The following is a 19,235-nucleotide window of genomic DNA, read 5'->3' on the forward strand; positions in this document are numbered from 1 at the left end:
TTTTTAAGCCGCTGTATTGCGCTTGAGGTCGAACTGGCCGGTCTTGCGGAAGCGTACGAGATAAGCGGGCACGATCGCCTCGATAGCGGTCGGCGAGATGCCGAGGCCCTGGAGGGTGCGCCCCTCGCTGATCGCAGCCTCCGAGACCACGTTGTCGCGCTCGAGAAGGATCGCCTGATCGCGGGTCATCACCAGTTCATCGGGCATCAGGCCGAGGGTCAGCCTGTCGAGGAAGCCCAGGATGCTGCCCTGCAGCCGCGCGATGGCGTTCGGCAGGGGCAGGATCAGGCGGGAGCGCTCGGTGACGTCGAGAACATATTGCACGAGCTGGCGGAAGGTCCGCTTCTCCGGCCCGCCGAACTCGTAGATCTTGCCTCCCGGCACCGCACCATCCACCGCCTTGGCGATGGCCTCGGCGACATCGCCCACATAGACCGGCTGAAGGGTGGTGTCCGCGCCCGCAAGCGGCAGCACGGGCAGCGCTCGGGCAAGAGCCGCGAACCGGTTGAAGAAGCTGTCGCCCGGTCCGAACATCAGCGAGGGCCGCACGATCACGGCGTCGGGCCGCAGGGCGAGGAGGCCCTTCTCGCCCTCGGCCTTGGAGCGGGCGTAAGCCGATTCGGACTTTTCATCGGCCCCGATGGCCGAGATGTGAATGATTCGGGTCTCACGGCCGACGGCGCTCGCGATGCGGGCCGGCCCTTGAGCCTGCAGGATGTCGAAGCCCTGGCGGCCGCTCTCCTGCAGGATGCCGACGAGGTTAACGACCACGTCCGCGTTCTTCACGGCGGTGGCGATGGAGGCGGGATCGCGCAGGTTTGCCTGCACGGCCTGAATCTGGCCGACGGTGCCGAGCGGCTGGAGGAAATTCGCAAGATCAGGCCGGCGCACCGCCACCCTCACACGGTACCCGCGCTTGGCGAGCGCCTGCACGACGTGACGGCCAAGAAAGCCCGAGCCGCCGAAAACCGTAACGAGCTGCTGGGCGGGCGTGCGAATGGCGCCGATCATGAAAAAGCCTCCTGCGGGCTTAAGAGTTGGCATGGCCTTTTTAAGACCCTTCCCGGACCATGCTCCAAAACCCATGCTCCAGGACGTCTGATTCCGGCAAAAGCCGAATTTTCAAACGTCTCTAGTCAAACGTCCGGCCCCTGTGAAGGGGTCAAGCGCGGCCGAATGCAAGAACGCGCATTTTCACCGATTGACGAGAAGCCCCGCTCGCCGTAAACGGATGCCCTTGCCGCAAGGCATGCCCAGGTGGCGGAATTGGTAGACGCACTGCTTTCAGGTAGCAGCGGGTAACACCGTGGAGGTTCGAGTCCTCTCCTGGGCACCATCAACCCTCTAAGTGGTTGATCCGCAAACGAATCCAGGTAAATCAAGGCTTCAGACTGCCCGAGTGGTACAAACGGGTGGTACAAATGGCCCTTTCGATGTCGCGTCCCTGGAAACATCCCAAGACCGGAATCTACTGGCTTCGCAGAGGCGTCCCGGACGACCTCCGGCCTATCGTCGGCAAGCGCGAGATCAAGCTCAGCCTCAAGACCAAAGACCCTGAAACGGCGAAACGAGAGCACGTCAAGGCTCTGACCGATTTGGACGCGCAATGGGAAAACCTGCGCGCCGGTCCCAGGACCACTTCCGAGCGGGAGGCCCATGAGCTTGCCCAGGCGGTTCACGATAGTTGGCTTGCAGCCCACCGGGACAACCCGAGCCAGCAGACCGCCTGGAACACCGACATCGGCGACGATCTCTGGAAATCCTCATCGTTCGATCTCAACACACCGCTCGAAGTGCGTCTGATGGGCGACCCTGCGCTCAATCAGCACCGCGCCCACGAGTTTCTGTGCCGCGAAGAAGCCAAGACTCTTGCTCAAGCAAAAGGCCTGATTCTGGATGAGGAGAGCCACGAGCGACTGGCGAAGGCCATCGGTGCGGCTATCCAGCGAGCCTGCCTCAAGCTCGCTCAGTTCGCCAAGGGCGACTATGGGCAGGATGCTTTCGTTCCCGCATCGAACGCACCGATCATCGTTCCCTCAGCATCGCCACGTGCCGCTCAGAAGCCCGTCAGCTTCGATGATCTCGTTAAGGGCTGGTCAGCCGAGAAGCGCCCTGCCGAAAAGACCGTCTATGAGTGGAAGCGGGTGCTCAAGGAGCTGAAGGCGTTCCTCAAGCACGATGACGCCGCCCAGATCACCGCTCAGGATCTGGTGAGCTGGAAGAACACCCTCATCGCGGCGAACCTCCGGCCCAAGACGATCCGGGACGCGAAGCTCGCGCCCGTGCGCGCCATCCTCCGCTGGGCCGTCGATAACCACCACCTCAAGGAAAACCCCGCCGAGCGGATCGTCATCGACGTGAAGACGAAGGCCGGCGAGCGCAAACGCAGCTACCAGGATGAGGAAGCCAAGATCGTCCTGAAAGCTGCCCAGGCCGAAACCAATCCGGTTCGCCGCTGGGTGCCGTGGCTCTGCGCCTATTCGGGAGCCCGCGTTTCGGAAATCTGCCAGCTCCGTGCCGAGGACATCGTGAAGGCCGAGGGCATCAACTGCATGAAGATCGACCCGGACGCAGGATCGCTCAAGACCCTCAGTTCCGAACGCATCGTTCCGCTCCACCCGGCCATCATCGAGAGCGGCTTCCTCGATTACGTCCGCACGATCAAATCCGGCCCTCTCTTCCCGAAGCTGAACCCGGACAAGTTCGGCAAGCGAGGAGGTAACGGCACGAAAGTCATCGGTCGTTGGGTCCGATCCCTCGACTTGAAAGACACCCGGATCTCGCCCAACCATTCCTGGCGCCACCGATTCAAGACCATGGGCCGCAGGCATGGCCTTGCTCCCGACATCGTGGATGCGCTCGTCGGGCACCAGCGGAGGACCGTGGGCGACGGATACGGGGAGTTTCCGGTTGAGGCGCTGCTGAGGGAGCTTAAGAAGATTCCGAAACTTGGTCTTTAGCTAGAACTTGAGGATCTCCTCATCGGCTTTTGCAACGTGTGATCTCCACCTCTAAAGATGGCCGGATGCGATAGTAGCAAGGGCTGTTCCTGAAACGCTCCTCGGGTGCATGTTGCAGCTGTTTCGCGAAGCTATCCGACACGTTTACGCCCTCTAACTCAGTCTCGATCTGAGCGGCCTCCGCTAATGCGGCTTTGCATGTTTTTGCAGACAGGCCGGTCGGGCATTGAGGACGAGCCTCGGCTGTCTCGATCCCAACGAAAGCGGGCATTATCAGAGGAATGACATAGAGCAACGGTGCCCTGCCGTTCTGCCCCGACTGGTGATGAGGGAGTGTGCGTAGATTCATGCCATGATCCTTCCATGGGCTCTTGCTTCATCCGCATAGGCAGAAAGTGTTTTCACTGCTTGCCATGATCTATCCCGCTCGACACCAGCCCTCAGTGTATGGCGGAGTCCTTCCAACTCCGAGATGGACACGTAGCCCAACTCAGGACAGCCGAGGCCCAAGTCGCACAGGCCAAAGGCCCGGCCCTGGTCTGATGGATTAAGCTCGCTCAGCAGCCAGATAGCCCCTGCACTTGGAGTGAAGAGCTTCACCACCGGCTTTGGATCGAATCCTTCGTCCTTCGAGGACTTCTCACCATTGGCGAGAAGTCTCAGTCTTTGTGTAGCCGTGAAGAGGCTTGTCATGAGGCTCGTGCCTCCGATACCGCTTGCTTTCGCTTCCGGCGGAGTGCGGTCGGCCTTTGCCAAAGCCGACTCTGGGCAACGAGTTCAGATTTCACTTCCTGGTCCACGCGGTGCCAGTCGCAGTAGCGCTTATGAAGGACTGCCGCATGCTCGGGCTCTCCGGCATGATTGAGGCATTCGATCACCCGTTCCAAAGTGACTGCGCCAAACGAGAGCGGGCTTTCTGCTGCTTCAAGGAGCTGACAACGATAGGTTCCGATAGCCGTTTGCACCTGATGGTTCAGGGACGGTGCGATGACGATGAAGCGGCCCTCGTCATAGTCGCCGCGTGTCAACATCGCATATGCTAGCAGATGGCTTCGAAAGAGCTGCTGAAGCGGATTGGTGCGCAGAGCAGGACTTTCAGGGTCGATGAAAAATTTCGAGACTGCGCTCAGCTCATCATAGCGTGGCTTGATCGGCCGAGAAGGCTCGGTCATGGCTTCCGAATATTTCACCTCCACGGCGATGAAGCCTCTTCGGCCGCTTTGTCCCTCATAAGCCAGCAAGACATCGAATGCGGTGTAATCTCCCGTCAGGTTGGGGTTCCCGCGACCAGGTGAGTGTTCGAATAGGACTTCAGTGACAGTCGCACTGGACAGATCCGGGCAGATGGCGTGGAGGGTGCGGGTTGCAAGCTCCAAATCCAAGGCCATAGGGCCGAAGAGATTGAAGGTGAGCGGCATCGAGGAGAGGAGGTTCATATAGAGCCGTTGCTCGTCGATGAGGGCACCTACCTCTCGATAAGCCACTTGATGCCTTACGAGATTGGCGATGTCAGGATGAAGGAAGTTGGCGCCGGATCGTCCAGCACTCGTCGTAATCCGGGAGCCCAGCTTACGGCGTTCTCCTGATTGAGTCGCGTATGAGCCGATAGGCAGGTCTTGGTCTTGACGCCAGAGGGCCTGGAGAAGGCGAGCGCTCGCTCGAAAGCGCGTATCGTACTCTTCGAGTACCTTATGCCTTTTCAGGATGTCCGCCGGGATGATGGGCAGGCGTAAGATTGGATTTTCAAAGTCTGGCATGGTCCTACTCCGGTTGCTCATGTGCATTCGGAGCATTGGGGTGCGAGTAAACTCCTTCAAAATTTACAGCAGCCGGACGCGGTTGAAGCCTCCGATGCAAAGTTGAATTGAGTCGGATCGGGCGGTTCGCCCGCCGATGTGACTGATCCAAGACACTTGAAGCTGCTCGTTTTCAAAAGCGATCTGAGCGCTCCCATTAGGTGAATTGAAGGGGCGCACAATACAGCCCGCTGTGTTCAGCTCGGTGTAAGTGCGAGCATGATCAGGGAAACGACTTTGAGCGGGTGTATGGTTCTTGATCTTGAAGGCTAGATTCTTCGTACAAATCAAGGCTGTAAGGCTCCCATCCGGGTGGGACACCCAGATGCCGTAGATACCGTCAGCCTCAATGTCCCGTGGATCAGGAATTACCCGCTCAAACAGTGGCGACATCGTTGAAACGAAGGATCCGCCATCCTCGTTATTCAGCCGAACAGCCTCCTTGACGCACCAGAATATGTTCTGGTCCTTATAGGCTCGGAATTCGAGGCCTTCCGCCAGTGCTGAACTTGAGGGACAAGCCAGATATGCGGTGAGGACGGCGATTTTCAGAAACTTCCGAGAGGTCATGACCAGTATCTCGACAGCTCTATGGACGTCACGCCGGGAATGCAGATCGTTATGGCGTCTGAATTAATGTCTCGGGTCCAGAAAATCGTGTGGTCCTTGTCCTGCCGAAAGATTTCCCCGCGCTCGGGATGGCGACACTTCGGACCATATCGCGATACATCTACCCCATAGGGTGCACGTCTCGTGGGCCGAGGATTTTTCTGGCCCAATACGAGTGCCGTGTTGTCGAAGCAGATGAGAGCGATAGAGGCGTTATCGGAAGTATCGATCCAGTATGCAGTGATGATGCTAAGTTGATTGGGGATCGCGAACGCTTTGGTGACTTTTGAGTCAGGTACCCTCTGGCGGAACTCGTCGGCCGTCGCATTACACCAATTCATCGACTCTACCGGGAAAGTTGCAAACCTTTTGGCTGGACCTGAGGTTTGTGCATGCGCCGGGTTGAGGCCAGCGAGACAAAAGAGACCTCCTACCAGGAGCCTTGAGAGTTTTAAGACCTGCTTCTTCATCAGACAGAGACCTTCCTGAAGCTCTATTCAGCCCAGGGCCAAAACAGTTTACCTGATTTTCTGATAACCGGATATCGACCTTAGGGGAAGAGCTTGGTCCAGGTGGCCGGGCTCCCATGAAGACAATTCACACAAACCGTTATCGGCGGGTCATTAATCTGATTGTTGCCGCCCGAAAGCGGGCAAAGCTTACGCAAGAGGATGTGGGTACCCGCTTGGGCAGGTCTCAGTCGCACGTTGCCAGTATTGAGAGTGGAGGACGTCGTCTCGACATTGTCGAGCTCGTCGATCTCTGCGCGATCGTGAAGCTAGATCCAGTGGAAGTGATCAAGGAGGTCATCTCGACCCCGGAAAGTTGACGTTCTGGCTTCCGGTGCAGGGAGATCCCTTTGTCCCCCTCTCGAACCTTGGAGAGGGTTTTCGGGCCCATAGGGGGCTGGCGCTTCTATACAGTCCCGCCAAAGGTCATTCGCCATTTGAAAAGAAGCATATCTGCAAAAAATGCTTCTCGCTTGGATGCCAGGAAGCTGCCCATCTCGGATGAAGTGAGTGTGTCGAATTGGCATCAGCGTAAAAAAGTTACCTTCCAAAGTAACTTATCCACAGCCCTGCTCACCAAATAGATAAGCGGGCGTCGTGCCCGCGTCCAAATATGGAGCGGTGCCGTGCACCTCGACATCGAACAATCTGACGACTTTCTCTGTGAACTTGCTCACTGCGATAAGGAGCACAATGCCTGGTTCATGCGAACGGGCGGGCTGATAAACTTCGAAAATTGCCCAAGGAACGATGGGGGTACGTTGGCCCCCGCTACCAACCCCAACTTGTTCTTGAACCGCTTGGTTCGGTCCGACGACGATCCAGAGTTCGGAGAGCTAAAGGTCGTCGCTGATGATATGAGCCTTGTAGATGGTGTCCTCATTGAATTGAGTCAGTCGATCCAATTCGGCGAGCGATATTTCAACGTAGGGCTATTCCCTTCGTATGAAGTCCAATGGTGGCTGTCTGTCCTTCTCGCCCGCGAAGATTGTCCTCCGCCGGAAGATACTAGAGGATTTGTGCACGTTTGCGTTGGACATCCAAATGATCGTTTTTTCTGGGCTACGGTAGATGAGGTCCGCCATTATCTCTGGCCGCTTGTAAAGGGGCGCCCCGCCTCAGGCCCGAGCTTGCCGCCCCCAGCCTCGGTTGGCTTGAATCTACCTAAGCTGGATGCCCGGGAGTTCATGAGTTCCGACGATTGGAATCCGCTCTTGAACGGGATCTCCTTCGCAAATAGGCAGGGCCATATCTTTAACGTTGCAGTGACGATTGTCTTCGGCCCGCTAGGACTTTCCAGCGATGAGGATACCCATGGCGCGTTCAAGAAACTCCAAAAGTCTTTGAGGTCCTGGCATGAGGAACGTGGCCTCGAACAAATGATTTGGTGGGTATGGGAGCGATCTGAGAAGAACGGCCTTCATGTCCACTTAGGCCTGGTGATACCTAGGGAATATAAAGGGCAGGCGAGGATGAGGCGCGATGGCAGCGCGACTCGAAAAGAATTTGCGGGCTTCGAGGACTGGTTGATCACTTATCTATCCAAGCTAGCGCCTCGTGCCATGACCCCCGGCGATGTGTATCGAAGTGAAGCTTGCCTTGTCGAATTCCGGGCGCCGTCAATAATTAGCCAATGGAAGTGGTTTGCGTATTGCTCCAAGTCACTCCACCCTTACACGATGATGCAGGACCAGGATCATCGAGGCATATGGCTGCCTCCAATATTCTTGTGCTAGGCATTGAAGCTCAGGACTGAGAAAGGCGGCATTATCCCATTCGGTCGAGCAGGTATATCGCGCACGATTGGCGGTGGCAGGCAGAAAGAGGCATCCTATCAGGCGCCGCTGTCCTTTACGACCATACCACTCCACGAGCTTTTTACGGCGACAGAATACCAGCGAGGGCAACATGAACGGGATATGGCGGCGCGGGCGCGTGCCCCCGGCGAGATTGTCCAAGCCATTCTTGCCTTGAGCAGCATCTAGGTCCCGTAGGCAAAAACAGGCAGGAAGGAGCCCAAAAACAGGGTCCTCCTGCCAAAATTTTGTTTTTATTGGGTAAATCGGGACGAAAGCGGCTAAGGCTGCAACCGAGGCATACTCGACCAATGGGCTCTGGCCATATTTGTCGCGCTCTACTTATTCCGGCTGACACCGGTCTGATTGTACTCAGCTCCGGTCAGGAGGCGGAGCTAAAACAACTGGGCTTCGCCTCCTGGATTATTTTCGGATCAAACCCGTCACCTTGTCGGATGAGGGGAGCATATTTGAGGCCCTGCCGCTCGGCTTCTGAAGCTCTGAGCAGGTAGCGAGCAGTTTCTCTGGCATGGTGGGAGGCGCTGTTTAGTTAGCGCCTCTAAGGTTTATTTTTGTTTCTAGGTTACCGAACCTTGGTGAGGGTTTCGGTAGACCGTGTTTGCCTCGAAGAGGGCAAAGCTTTGCCAAGCGGGCAAAGCTTTACGGAACCTTTCCGAACCTCGGAGCCGGGATCGGTGAGCCGTTGGACTGAAACGCAACCTTTTGACAGGGAGGCCGGGGTCAGGCTGTCGGCCTTTATGCGCTGCTTTATCTGACGCGGACGTGGCCACCTCGCTCAATCCTGTACGAAATGGCCTATCTGTGGGACGGGGCAACCCGGAGCCCACTCCTGCGGCTTTGAGACCGCTTTCTACCGATGCCCTTCGGCCTTGTGATCCTGTTGCCCTGTTTGCTTGGGAGCGGTTAGGGGGCTGGAGCCCATAAGGGGCTGGCGTGTTGATTTCGTAATATGGTCGGCAAAGCACATCCCAAACATTCCTTCAGCATTGCAATGTTTGGAATGTGCTTAATTGGGGCTGCCTAGGCAGCCCGGGCACTTTTGAAGCCTGTAACCTCACCCTGTTTAGCAAGTTCTCGAAGATCTACCCAAAGGGCTCCTGGCTCAAAGCCACATGATAGGTAGTCGTTCAAATCCCAGAAGCTGATCAGCTTCTGGCCGCGAAACGTATAGAGGGTTACTTCGCCACACGCTTCGAGATGCTCGGCAAGCGCTCTTCCAGCTTCATTTAGATGATGTAAATAGACGGCCAAGTAAAAAATATCGTTTTGGTTCCAAACAGGGTTCAATGGATTAACAGAAAAGGTTTTGCTGTCGCTCATGGGAAGTCTCTCCGTATGTGTAGCGAGTTGTTTCAAAACCTATTTAGTGAAAACCTTGGATAGCATCAGTACGTCAGAAAAATTTGCCCTACAGTTGATTGTAGCATGAGGACCTCTAGCGTTACTGGTTCTCATGAGGCGTGACTTGCGCGACGGTCGTTAGGCCCCATCCTTTCGCGCGATGGGCATTGCGGCTTACTCAACGTGTCTCTGATGGTGAAATCTCCCTAATGGGCAATCGCTTTTGATACCGCCTCGATGGCGTTCACCAAGGCCGGCAGCAGGCCCGTCATCTTTGCGACGGCCACCGGAGCCGCCGCTACCAAAGCGGCGTCGACGAACTTGGTCGTCCGGGCTCCGAGCCACTTCGTGAAAGTGGCCGCCAGACCAAGCAATTTTGCAGTCCGGGATTTTACAAGCTCCGTGTCGGGATTAGGCTGCTCAAGCTCCCTTTCAATCGCCCCGATATCTTCCAGCGCGTTGCGAAGCTGACCACGGTCCACATAGTGATCTTCCTGATCGGGTGGCCCGTTGTGCCCTCTCCATGCGAGTTCACATTCAAGGTCTTCAATATGATCGCGGAGGATCCGAAGCGCGGTGAGTGCGTTAGATGCCGCACCAGCTTCTCCGCTAGCGCCGGGCTTTAGGATACGAGCAAAGTCTGTATCTTCCAGCAACATCGTTTTGATTTTCGGACGGACGAGCCGTCCGACGCTTTCGGCGGGAGAGAAGTCGTTGAGGATGGGCGCGCCAAGTTCTTGAACTACGGCTGAGATATTGCGCATCCGGTAGCGGATCGCGGCGTCGTTCCTCTGGGCAAGAGCGGCACTCAACAACGCCTGTGCAAGCGGCTCGGATCGATCATCCCCACCATGCAACTGCAGACGAAGCAGCAACACATACACTTCGACCGACCGCCGAAGCTCATCGTCGGTCCATGGGATATTCGCACTCTCGGTAGTTCTTCGTGCCATGCGGTTAGGCCATGCAGTCGATGCTTATGAAATCACAAAATGGAATCATTGTTAGGCGAGGGTTCACTCAAGGCTGATGCCCTCTGCTCGTGCCTTCTCGATAGTGTCCAACAGGACGGAGCACTGCTTTTCTGTCGGAATTTTCATCGGCATCTGCATGGCGATATTCAATATGCCGATCTCCTTCGGCGTCAGCAGACGTTTGGCAGCAAGCGTCTCATGCACAGCGGTCCACTTGGTCGCCGGTATGGCGAGAATACGAGTCTGAGCCTCAATGCCGTTGTCGAGCTTCTGGGTACTCCGCGCCGCCCGCTTTTCCGTCAAATACTCTTCACGTGACAGCAGCTCTTCATCGAAACCGTCTGGTAGCAAGGCGGCAAAACGGTCCATCTGCTCCTGCATCCGCGTCCAGCAGGTATCCCGCTTGGCCCACTCGGAGATGTTTGAAATGCCCAGAGGCGGACGAAGCAGTTCGTCATTCACGTTGCGAGCGATTGCGGCGATCGCACCTTCAAGCAACGAGCTGACTTCCTGCGCAGTCCATATCCGCAGGAAATCGAGGCTTTTGTCCTGCCGCCGCGTGAGCTCGCTGAGAGCGGCCAGCGTATAGGCAACTATGTTGGCTCGGTAGCCACCATTGTACCAGGGTTGTGCTGACACGATGCGCTCAGTTGTACGGAATATGATCGCGCGCGCCACTGCGCGTTTGAAATAGGCCTCGTTGAAGCCGTCGGACGACCTGTCCCACTCCTTGCCGATGCGGGAAGCATAGCGGGCGAAGTTCTTCTCCGCGCCGAGGTTGACAAATCTCGGGTGCTCATCCCAGACGTTCTCGAACTTGGCGAGATCCGTCTTGGCGAACATCTGCGGCTTGGGGTTTTCGGCTTTGAAACGGCGCTGCTCGCCGGGAGTGAGCTTGGCCTGAGCGTCTGCGTATTGACCCCGCGCACGCTCGTAGAACCATTTCGTCTCCCGTTGCGCTCCTTTCCCTGCCGGAGCCCACAAACGCCGGGAAAAGTCCTCCATGCGGATGTGGAAGGCATGGTTGGAAAAGAAGTCCGCGGCCTGAACCCGGTTCTGGGTGTTCGCGTATTCGGAGATGCGCGGGACGACCTTCTCGCTCTCCTCGCTGTCGATCACCGACAACTTCATCTGGACGAATATGCGCGCAAGGTCCGCCTTGTCCCGCCGCCACGTATGGAAGAGCGAAGCTGTAGTCTGGCCGCCGTTCACGATCTGAAGGTCGGTGATCCGGATAATTTGGAGACTGCCGTCACTCTGCTTCATCTGGACGCTCTGCGCTGTCGCGGTGATACCGTTATTATAGGCGAAGAACATCCCCGGCTCGGTCAGGATCGTCGTCCGGATGCCTTGATTCACCTTGCCTCTGGCCTGCAGAAATGTGCGGACGTTCTGCTCCAACAGCCGTGCGCCGAATTTCTCGTAAAGCTTGGAGAGAATGCCCCCAGGCATGACGACCAAGTAAGATTGATAGGCATCGGTCCCGAGATGCGCCGGGAGGCATGGTATGCCTGTGCCGAACATGGCCTCGAAGTCAAGGTCGAGAGCCTCCTTGTGGCCCCGCGAACTGCGTTGCCGGTGAAGGCGCGAGATATCCCAGATGTGGTAGGTTGTCGGGACAGCGGCGCTCTCGGAATCCGGTAGTGCCTGAATACGGTCGCTCAGCGTGCGCTCCGACACAAGGAACAGATTGAGGTGCCGGATCAGCGCCTTTCTGTCTGCGATCTGCCGCGCAAGGCCGTATTCCGGCGACGTGACTTCCAGATCAGCAGCCAGGTTCTTCCGGAGGCTTGCCTCGAAGAAATTCGTGACACGTTTGAAGGCCGCATCCACTTCCGTACGGGTGAGTGAGGCAAGCTCGGTGCGGTTGTCGAAGTCCGCCACAAACAGATCGAGGCCGCCTTCATCGTTGAACCAGTAACCGTCCACGCGCATCCCGCGTTGCGCGCGATAATGAGCAAACTCGAAGCCTTCCGTGAAACCCGTCTCGGTCAGTTCGCGTGAGACGGTCTCCATAAATTCGGTAAGCAGAAAGCTGCCATTCGCTTCGGCCCCAGCCAGAAAATCCTGACGGAAATCATGGAAAAACTCTTCGGCAGTGGTTTCCAATCAGAGCCTCCTGAACAAATCGGTCTCGTCGCACGAGAACGGCGCAATGGCCTCTAGCATAATGTCGTAAGACACCTTGGTAATGCCTTGTGGTAGTTCCGACCGTATCAGACGCGGAAACTTGTCGGTCACGCGGTATCCCTGAAGGCCACCGACGACAAAGCGGGGCGTGTCATATTCAGCCAGCGGTGCGTAGCTCATGCTTGCCAACTTATCACCGAACTGCTCGATAGCCTCGGCGTCTGTCAGCTCGCTTTCGATCTGAGCGACGATCCCGTTCAGCGACAAGGCCTGTTCGGCATCGGGCATGTCGCTGAGGCGCTGGATCAGTAGAAACAGCTCATCGGTGAGCGATTCAAACTGATCTTCGGATGAGATGCGGACGGTGCTGCGTTCACGGCCCGAGAGCGACTTCACCTCGATGGCACGGTTGCCGAAAATGAAATCCTGATGAGAATCTTCCGGCCCGCACCAAGCATCAACCGCCGACGCCTGAGCAAGGGTGTTCTTATAGAGTATCCGTAGGACATGCAGCTCGCCGAACAGGCCGCGCATCTCCTCAGGTGAAAGCAGTCGAGCATTCCGGCCAGCGAGAAACGCCTTCCAGCGTTTCAGATGAGCAAGGGCCACAGCAAGCGCCGTCGCGGAGTCCCCAATATCTTTCAGACTTCCAACAAGCGTCTCGCAGAGGCCGAGAAAAAGGTCACTATCTATATGGCGGGAAAGCGTGAGGATCAGCCGCTGCCGCGCGGCGGCATCACCGTTGCGGAGATCGATGGCGATCCCGTGCAGCGAGACCGTGTCACGCCGGAACTGAAAGGTGTGATCGCCGTCCAGTTCCATGATCAACAGGCACTGCGCCCCGGAATCGCGCCCCCAGTAGATCGGGATGCCGGTGGTTCCTGCTACCCGAAGGACGCTCAAGTCAGTCGCCGGGGTCGGAATGCCGTCCCACGGCACGGACTTACTCATCGTCATAGTCCTCGTCGGCGGCAGGATCGTCGTCGAGCGATCCATACATCTGCTCCATCCAGACCTTGTTGGCGATGACTTCGATCTCGACGCCGTACAGACCATCAGGGTAGCTCAGCCCCCATGCAGGAACCCGGAAACCCACCAGTTCCGCGTTATCGGTTGGCTCCAGAACGTGAAGCATGAGCAGGGGCTTGTCGCGCACCACCCGATAATGGATGTCCGAAGGTCTCTTCGATCTGCTCTTCGTGTCCTGCGCCGCCAGCTTTTCGGCCGCCACGACCTGCTCCGGAGTGAGGCCGAGCTTTTCGTCGCCCCGGCTGGCAACGCGATACCCCGAAACGCGCCATTTGTCCGGCGCCGCATCTTCAGCCGTCCGCTCCTGCGCCCCGAGGCGAAATCTGTCAGAATCGACCGCCCCCTTGGAGATCAGGAGAACGTCGCCTTTCGGATATTGCGTCGAAATGGCCCGGAGATATTCTACCGCAGTTATCTTCCTCTGCCTTGCGTCTTTATGTGACTTGAAGCGAAGCAGAAACTCGTCGATCTTCTCGATATCCACATCCGGGATGAACAATCCCTTCTGCCTCGTGTCTTCAATCGCGCCACCGAAACCGTTCCGCCAGTATTCTTCGATCAGTGCCTCGTTTTCGGCATTGATATCCGTATTGAGGGGAAGGTCGTAGCTTTCGACAAGGAGGCCGGTGAAATTCTGATTGAGGACGACCTTTTCACCGTTCCGCATTTTATTGGCGGCGGTGACCAGTAGGCTGTCGGGATGGGATTTGACGTAGAGTCCGAAATCTCTTGGACTCATATCAGCCTGACGCATCCGGGTGATCTGCTGGCGAAGCTCGTCCGAAGCGAGCGCAATATGTTTGTACCAGTTGATGGAATCGTTCGGCAACCAGACACGGCAGACATCCTCGTAGCCCGGCCGATAGCCGAACCAGCGCCCCATCTGCATCAGCGTGTCATACATCTTTGTATTGCGGTACATGTAGCTGATCGTCAGCCCCTCGATGGTGAGGCCGCGTGACAGACTGAGACCGCCGACGGCGATAGCGGTCAGGCCGGCGCCGTCTTTTTCATACTTTGCGAAATCCAGCACCTCGTCGCTCTTGCTGTTGACCACGTAGGTCCGCAAATGCTCGAAAACGCCCCAGAGCGCGGCTTTCACCTCATCCCAGTCGTAATGCCGACCGCCTATCTCATTGTCTGCGAACTCGGCATCGAACGCCGCCCGCAGCCGCGCCATGTGTTCGTTTTTTGCCGAGATAGCTTCCGGCATCATGTAATTGGTCTTCACCGCCTCGCGCATCCGGTCTAGGCGCAGCCCTATGAAACTTCTCACCTCTTTCTGGACGGATACAAAGCGCGATACGTTTATCAGCATCGAGCAGTGCCTGCGCTCCTGACCTCTGAGGTTGCGGATGGCGCGCGCGACAATGAACTGATCGAGAGCTCGGTAAAGGCTGGGCGGCAGCTCTGCAACCGGAGAGCCGTTCTTGTGCGATAGGGGCAGATACTCTTCGCAGTCCGTGATCTTCCGGAGGATGGCATCGCTGCTTTCATCGTTCAGAAAGACCCTGTCAGGTCCGAAATAGGTTGTCGGCGCATCCAGCGAGTGAATGAAGTCTCTGGGGAATAGCTCTTCGTAGGCCTCCTTATCGAAGGCGTCGGGATCGATGAATATGTTTGCGAACGGGGTGGCGGTGTATCCGACATAGCAATTCTTAGTGAAGAGGCGCAGTATCTTCCTTATCCACGAATTGGTCGCCGTCGGATTGATGTCCGGCTTATTCGTGTTGATCGAGGCGTTGTCCGCCTCGTCATCGATAACCAGCATGGGAACATCGGCGATGCGGTCCCTTCCTTCCGCATTCAGCTCGCGCAGCCAGACGTGCAGAGCGTCAAGCGTCTTCACGTTCTTCTTGATGACGATAATGACCGGCTTCTTGAAATCGTTGAGCTGTGCGCCGCTTCTATCGGCCATCTGCTTGTTGAAATCCGAGATGATGTTGGTGAGCGTCACCGGATTGGGGTAGCTCCTATCCAGCCCGACCCCGATGCTCACGCGATCCGCGGGATCGCTGGAACGCCCGACAAATCCTTCATCAACGCGCTGCTGGGTCTGCTTGCGAAGATTATTGTGAATGCCGGCAATGACGATGATGAATTTATACCCGGCGTCAGCGGCTTTCGCGATCACCCCCATGTAGTTGGCAGTTTTGCCGGACTGAACATGACCGATGACAAGCCCGCGACGGCTCCAGGCTCCTTCGCTCGTTGGGTCCTGGAGCAGTCCCAGAATTTTTGAGCCGTCCCCGTTGAGAAGGGTGTTCACGACGGTCGGTTTCCAGCCCTGACTGCGGAGATATCTGCCGTAGGCATCCGCATACGTGGTGCCGATTTCGCGCTTGTGAATCCAGTCCTCGTCATGAGCGGCATCAACGTCCACGAGAGAGACGCCGGCATTCATGTGCGAGGGGATGGTGGTCTCCGCTTCGGCGATCATGTTCTGGAGATCGCCGGTGTATCCGAGAAGGGGAGCAAGCGCAGCGGCCTTGGCTGCAATCTCTTCGCGCGACGGGAGACTGCCCTGACCGTCGAATGCTCCGATCAATGCCGCCAGTACGACCTTTTCCTTGTCACCTTGCGCACTCATGCGAATCCCCCCTGAATGTATTCCTCGACGATCTCCCCATGATCGTCAAATAGTCGCGTCGATCTGACAATATCCCTGAACGCCTCCGCATTCCCTGGTGCGTCTCCCCAAAGAGCATGCCTCAGATCACGAAGGCGGTCCCGCAGGTCCTGTACCGATGGCGTCTGGCTCACTTCACGGGGATTGGTCGAATAATCCGAATAGACCATCTCAACCGGCAGAGAGGCGGAAGTCGCCTCGAGAAGAAGATTCAGATGCCGGGCACCTTCGCCGTCGAGCCGTTCCCGCAACCGCTGCACAAGTGGGTGCGACCCGTTCACGGCATATCTGATCCCGGTCTGATCGGCGTATCGCTCCCACAGCGGCGCAGTCACTTCCTGAAAAAGCTTCTGACCGCGCCCGCGATGCACGGTGGTGCTTGCCCCCGACACCTGAGCGATGATCTGGCGGAGACGCTCCCGCACTGGAAGCGGCGGGCGAGACCGCGATTTCTTGATGTCGATAGTCCACGCCTCGTCGAGGCTGTTCGGGAAGTCGATCTGAACGCGGGCGAGCTTGGTAGCCTCGCCTTTCGGAATGAGCCGGAACCAGTCACCCCACGCCATGAGCCTGCCGTTGCGATAGATGTATGCACCCTGGTTGGAGATGAAGTCGCTGCGGCTTTGGTAGAAGTGGTATTCGTGCGCCGTCAGGTTTGAATGGTGCGGCAGGATATAGGGTTGGAGATGGACCGCCGCCGATCCAATGCGCACGATTTCCTCGGGTAGGTGGCGGGTGTAGGTGTTTTTCCGGCAGAATGGGTCAAAAGGCTCGACCGGATGACCGTTGACGGTGATCGCAATGCGGCTTCTCCCTCTGATCTCACCGGCGAGGAACCTATGGAACACGAGCGAAAGATGCTTCTCCAGAACATCCAGCTTCTCGTTGACGACCTCATCGCGCCGGTTGCCTGACGCGTCCTCCAGCAGGCGGTCCAACTCCCGCCAGATGACGGCGGTGCCGTGCTCTCCGAGACGGTCAACGTAGGGGAGCGCTTGGATATCTCCATCCTCCAGAACACTCAGTATCCAGTCGTCGGCAGCATCTATAATGTCCAGGTTCCACTCTGCTCCTGAAAGAATGCCGTCCTTGGCGCTCACGACCGTAAGGGAACGGCACTGGGAGAATGACGCCGTTTTCAATCCGAGGCCAAAGCGCCCGAGATCGTGGGGCGACCGCTCCTCGCGTGGATTGACCGTACCATGCCGCATGGCGGCGAGAAGTTCGGTCGCGTCCATACCGCGACCATCATCGAGAATGACGAGGATGGGTTCTGCTGCCGAAGCCTCACAAAAAATGTCGATAGCGGTGGCATCGGCCGAGATGCTGTTGTCGATCAGATCGGCGACCGCCGCCTCCAGGGAATAGCCTAGATCGCGCATCGACGCCGACAGGCACGCCGCGCTCGGTGGGAGTGGGATGCGTCGTACCATCAGACCGCCTCACGGATATCACGGGAAAGTCTTTCCACCACGCCGGGCGCATCGCTTTTCAGCTCGCATTCCCAGACCGTGAAGACAGTCCATCCCGCCGCCTGAAGAGCGGCCCGGCTGCGCTCGTCCCTGCTTACATTGGAAACGAACTTCGATTGCCAGAATTCCGCTCTGGTCGAGGGCGTGGTGGCGTTACGACACCCTTCATGGCGATGCCAGAAGCACCCATGGACGAAAATTGCAGCGCGGTATTTCGGGAGGACAATGTCAGGCTTGCCGGGAAGCTCTTTCGCGTGGAGTCTGAACCGGAAACCTGCACGATGCAGCAACGAACGCAGCCACAGCTCCGGGCCCGTGTTTCGCCCTTTGATGCGGGACATATTCCAGCTTCGCCGCTCGCGCGTGATAGTGTCCGCCATCAACGGTCATCCCGGACGGCGTCGAGTACTTGCGCCACGATTTCAGCAATCTGCTTTGCTAGCTGAGGTGGGACGGCGTTTCCGACCTGATGATACTGCGCCGTGCGCGGTCCTGCGAAAAAGTAATTGTCGGGGAAAGTCTGAAGGCGTGCTGCCTCCCGCACGGTTAGGCTGCGACACTGCGCAGGATCATAATGGATGAAATAGTGTCCATCCTTGGAGATATGGGACGTGATGGTGGTGGAGACCTGATCTGCGAGTTGCACCCTGAAGCGGTCTGAAAACATCTTGCCTGTGCGACCAAGCTCGACATTCCTATGCTCCGGCAGCAGGCCCTGGGGGAAGTCTGCCAGCCTGGGGCTGCGTCCTGTCTTCTGCGCAAAAGTGGCAGCGTAGAGATATCGCCTGAGATCAGAGGCCATGTGGCTTCGCGCTTCGTGCGCGGTCAGCACCCGAAGCCGCTCGTCATAGAGGCTGCGTAGCACATCATGCGCGGGCCGGCGCATAGGATACCGCGTGGACGAAACTGCGCGAGGCGATTTCACCTCGATCAGATTGTGGAAGTCGAGCGCGCGGGCGATTTCGCTCGCGTAGGCTGCACCGTTCAACTGGCGGCGAACATTCATGCTCGATATGGCCCGCAGTTCATTCAGCCAGGCAACCGCACTGTCCTTCTCCTTGGATAGACCGCTGCGTATGGATGGCAGCGATCCAATCGCTTCTTGGACCGTCGGGGCGGCCACCTTTTTCAGTGTTCCAGGGCGGACCTTGAGGTCACTTCGGATGCCGACAATGAACATACGATGCCGGGCCTGAGGGATACCGTGTTCTTCGGCACGCACAACAAACAGACGAGGGTCCACTTCCTCATCCGTCATGTCCTTTTCGGTCAGCGAATACAGCTTATATGTCAGATTTTTCGGGGCGTCGGGAATAGCGGTATACGGACGGGAGAGATCGCGCACAATCCGCGTGATCGCCGATTTGCCTTCTATGGTCGCGGAAAGCAAACCTTTAACATTCTCCATCACGAACACCGGCGGGCGGTGGTCGGCAATGATCCTGAGATATTCGAGGTAGAGTGTGTGGCGCTCATCCTGCTCGAAATCAGAGTGGCCCATCATCCTTGAACGCCCGACAAGCGAATAGGCCTGACAGGGAGGGCCTCCGACAAGCGCCCATCGACGGCTTCCGCCAATCCGCCTCCGGATGATCCCCTGCACTTGTGCATGAGATTCTGGGCCGAGCGAAATCCGCAGAGCGGATAACGCCGCATGATGATGCGCATCGGGATAGCGCTGGTAAAGCTGATCGCGAGAAATATCTCCGGCGAGAAACGCATAATAGTCGTCTGGCGCTTCGCCCTCCGGGAACTGTCTGATGAAGTGCCGCAGGAGTAGGGTCTGATGTGAGAATTCATCCCGCTCAATCGATACGACGCTGATGAAGCGGGAGCGTCCTTTCTCATCCGCACTTAGGGCAAAGCCTTCCCCGAGGCCGCCCGGACCAGCGAACAGATCGACCACCGGGTATGCGAGGGCGCGCGCCCGTCGCCAGTGCTGCGTCGACATCTCTTCTCTAACTTTATT

General features: G+C 57.4%; 15 protein-coding genes and 1 tRNA gene. 4 read left to right on the forward strand and 12 right to left on the reverse strand.

All coding sequences use genetic code 11. The features are described 5' to 3' along the window. Nucleotides 1-3: 3 nt before the first annotated feature. Complete coding sequence (locus DQW91_RS02820) at nt 4-1,011, reverse strand: complex I NDUFA9 subunit family protein (RefSeq protein ID WP_112662015.1); 1,008 nt, start codon at nt 1,009-1,011, stop codon at nt 4-6. Between the two features lie 240 nt (nt 1,012-1,251). Here DQW91_RS02820 and DQW91_RS02825 point away from each other — a divergent pair. Beyond that, nucleotides 1,252-1,336: transfer RNA gene (locus DQW91_RS02825), tRNA-Leu, on the forward strand. 97 nt (nt 1,337-1,433) lie between these two features. After that, a complete protein-coding gene (locus tag DQW91_RS02830; protein WP_245410872.1) occupies nt 1,434-2,960 on the forward strand; it encodes a site-specific integrase in 1,527 nt (508 codons plus the stop codon). 345 nt (nt 2,961-3,305) lie between these two features. On the opposite strand, the gene DQW91_RS02840 is transcribed toward DQW91_RS02830, so the two are convergent. The 3 genes from DQW91_RS02840 to DQW91_RS02850 form a co-directional block, all read right to left on the reverse strand. After that, nucleotides 3,306-3,653 (reverse strand): DUF2958 domain-containing protein, encoded by a 348-nt coding sequence (locus tag DQW91_RS02840; protein ID WP_112662018.1) that lies wholly within the window; start codon nt 3,651-3,653, stop codon nt 3,306-3,308. Further along, on the reverse strand, nt 3,650-4,717 hold the full coding sequence (locus DQW91_RS02845) for a PGN_0703 family putative restriction endonuclease (RefSeq protein WP_157961311.1): 1,068 nt from the start codon (nt 4,715-4,717) through the stop codon (nt 3,650-3,652). Before DQW91_RS02845 ends, DQW91_RS02840 begins: the two co-directional genes overlap by 4 nt. 63 nt (nt 4,718-4,780) lie before the next feature. Then, nucleotides 4,781-5,326, reverse strand: coding sequence for a hypothetical protein (locus tag DQW91_RS02850; protein WP_112662020.1), 546 nt, complete (start codon nt 5,324-5,326; stop codon nt 4,781-4,783). A gap of 625 nt (nt 5,327-5,951) precedes the next feature. On the opposite strand from DQW91_RS02850, the gene DQW91_RS17325 reads away from it, so the two are divergent. Together DQW91_RS17325 and DQW91_RS02865 are read left to right on the forward strand one after the other, a co-directional pair. Next, nucleotides 5,952-6,194 carry a helix-turn-helix domain-containing protein gene (locus tag DQW91_RS17325; RefSeq protein ID WP_112662022.1) on the forward strand — a complete coding sequence of 81 codons (243 nt, stop codon included), beginning with the start codon at nt 5,952-5,954 and terminating at the stop codon, nt 6,192-6,194. 306 nt (nt 6,195-6,500) lie between these two features. Continuing rightward, entirely contained in the window at nt 6,501-7,610 is a 1,110-nt protein-coding gene (locus DQW91_RS02865; protein WP_112662023.1) for a hypothetical protein, read from the forward strand. Between the two features lie 1,101 nt (nt 7,611-8,711). Here the strand turns inward: DQW91_RS02865 and DQW91_RS16525 are convergent. The 8 genes from DQW91_RS16525 to DQW91_RS02905 form a co-directional block, all read right to left on the reverse strand. Continuing rightward, nucleotides 8,712-9,011, reverse strand: a complete 300-nt coding sequence (locus DQW91_RS16525; protein WP_157961312.1) for a hypothetical protein — start codon at nt 9,009-9,011, stop codon at nt 8,712-8,714. 227 nt (nt 9,012-9,238) lie between these two features. Further along, nucleotides 9,239-9,985: a hypothetical protein gene (locus DQW91_RS02875; protein WP_112662025.1), complete on the reverse strand. Its 747-nt coding sequence runs from the start codon at nt 9,983-9,985 to the stop codon at nt 9,239-9,241. 63 nt (nt 9,986-10,048) lie between these two features. Beyond that, nucleotides 10,049-12,115: an AIPR family protein gene (locus DQW91_RS02880; RefSeq protein ID WP_112662026.1), complete on the reverse strand. Its 2,067-nt coding sequence runs from the start codon at nt 12,113-12,115 to the stop codon at nt 10,049-10,051. Next, nucleotides 12,116-13,132, reverse strand: coding sequence for a PD-(D/E)XK motif protein (locus tag DQW91_RS02885; RefSeq protein ID WP_245410873.1), 1,017 nt, complete (start codon nt 13,130-13,132; stop codon nt 12,116-12,118). Then, nucleotides 13,080-15,755 carry a Z1 domain-containing protein gene (locus tag DQW91_RS02890; RefSeq protein WP_112662028.1) on the reverse strand — a complete coding sequence of 892 codons (2,676 nt, stop codon included), beginning with the start codon at nt 15,753-15,755 and terminating at the stop codon, nt 13,080-13,082. The genes DQW91_RS02885 and DQW91_RS02890 overlap by 53 nt, the downstream gene beginning before the upstream one ends. Beyond that, entirely contained in the window at nt 15,752-17,227 is a 1,476-nt protein-coding gene (locus DQW91_RS02895; protein ID WP_198411756.1) for an ATP-binding protein, read from the reverse strand. The genes DQW91_RS02890 and DQW91_RS02895 overlap by 4 nt, the downstream gene beginning before the upstream one ends. Beyond that, nucleotides 17,227-17,646, reverse strand: coding sequence for a very short patch repair endonuclease (locus DQW91_RS02900; protein WP_112662030.1), 420 nt, complete (start codon nt 17,644-17,646; stop codon nt 17,227-17,229). Before DQW91_RS02900 ends, DQW91_RS02895 begins: the two co-directional genes overlap by 1 nt. Further along, on the reverse strand, nt 17,646-19,217 hold the full coding sequence (locus DQW91_RS02905; protein WP_112662031.1) for a DNA cytosine methyltransferase: 1,572 nt from the start codon (nt 19,215-19,217) through the stop codon (nt 17,646-17,648). The genes DQW91_RS02900 and DQW91_RS02905 overlap by 1 nt, the downstream gene beginning before the upstream one ends. Nucleotides 19,218-19,235 lie beyond the last annotated feature (18 nt).

The sequence above is a fragment of the Microvirga flavescens genome (assembly GCF_003290125.1).
Taxonomy (GTDB): domain Bacteria; phylum Pseudomonadota; class Alphaproteobacteria; order Rhizobiales; family Beijerinckiaceae; genus Microvirga; species Microvirga flavescens.